1 protein-coding gene is annotated in these 890 nt (G+C 67.2%); it reads right to left on the bottom strand.

Translation table 11 applies throughout. The annotated features are described in order from the left end of the window. Positions 1–880: IS110 family RNA-guided transposase (locus tag DR046_RS23020; protein WP_245191070.1), on the bottom strand; the 880-nt coding region annotated here is incomplete at its 3' end. Between the last annotated feature and the right edge of the window lie 10 nt (positions 881–890).

Raw genomic sequence — 890 nt, 5'->3', positions numbered from 1 at the left:
TTCGGTAGCTCCACGCACCCTCGATCAAGGCGCGCCGCGCGAGGCTACTGCCAGCCTTGGTGATCCCGCCCCGGCGCATGCTGGCGCCGCTGGAGTGCTCCGAGGGGGTCAGCCCAAGATAGCCCATCAACTGCCGCGGGTTGTCGAAACGGTGGAAGTCCCCGACCTCGGCCACCACCGTCACGGCAACGATGAGGGCGACCCCGCGTATCGCCTGCACGGCTTCGACCACGGGCGCCAGCGACCAGCTCGGCAGCAGGGCGACGATCTGCCCGGTCAGTTTCTCGACCCGCGCTTCGGCATCGGCAACGGCGTCGACATAGTCCTGGAACACGATCTGCTGCGCGGGATGCTGGAAGCGCACCGTCGTCAGCCAGCGCCGATAGGCGACCGTCCAGCCCTTCTTGCCCGGATAGATGCGCCCATGGCGGAGCAGGAAACCCTGCAAATGCTGCCGCGCCTTGCCGAGCACCCGCATCACTGTCGCTCGCGCCCGGACCAGGTCGCGCATCGCCTCATGCGCAGCATCCGGAACCCACACCGCCGTCAACTCGCCCGCCCTGTGCAGCTTCGCCAGCATCACCGCATCGCGCCGGTCCGTCTTGACCCGGTCGCCCGCCTTGACCGGAATGAGCGAGGGCGCCACCACCATGCAATCGTTCCCCATCTCGACGAGTTGCCGGTGCAGTCCGTAACCGCAAGGCCCCGCTTCGTAGCAGAAATGCAGCCGGGAGCCGTCCGCGCCCAGCTTTTCCACCAGCTTGCGGACATGATCCGGCCTGTGCGGAACCGTGCCCCAGTGGCGCACATCGCCACCGCGCTCGTTCTTCGCGGTCGCGACGGAGATCGTCGCCTTATGGACATCCAGCCCAATGAAGATGCTACCCTGC

Origin of the sequence: Jannaschia formosa (assembly GCF_003340555.1) — a bacterium.
GTDB lineage: Bacteria > Pseudomonadota > Alphaproteobacteria > Rhodobacterales > Rhodobacteraceae > Jannaschia > Jannaschia formosa.
Note: the sequence above shows the minus strand (reverse complement) of the source record. Positions and strands in the feature narration are given on the sequence as shown.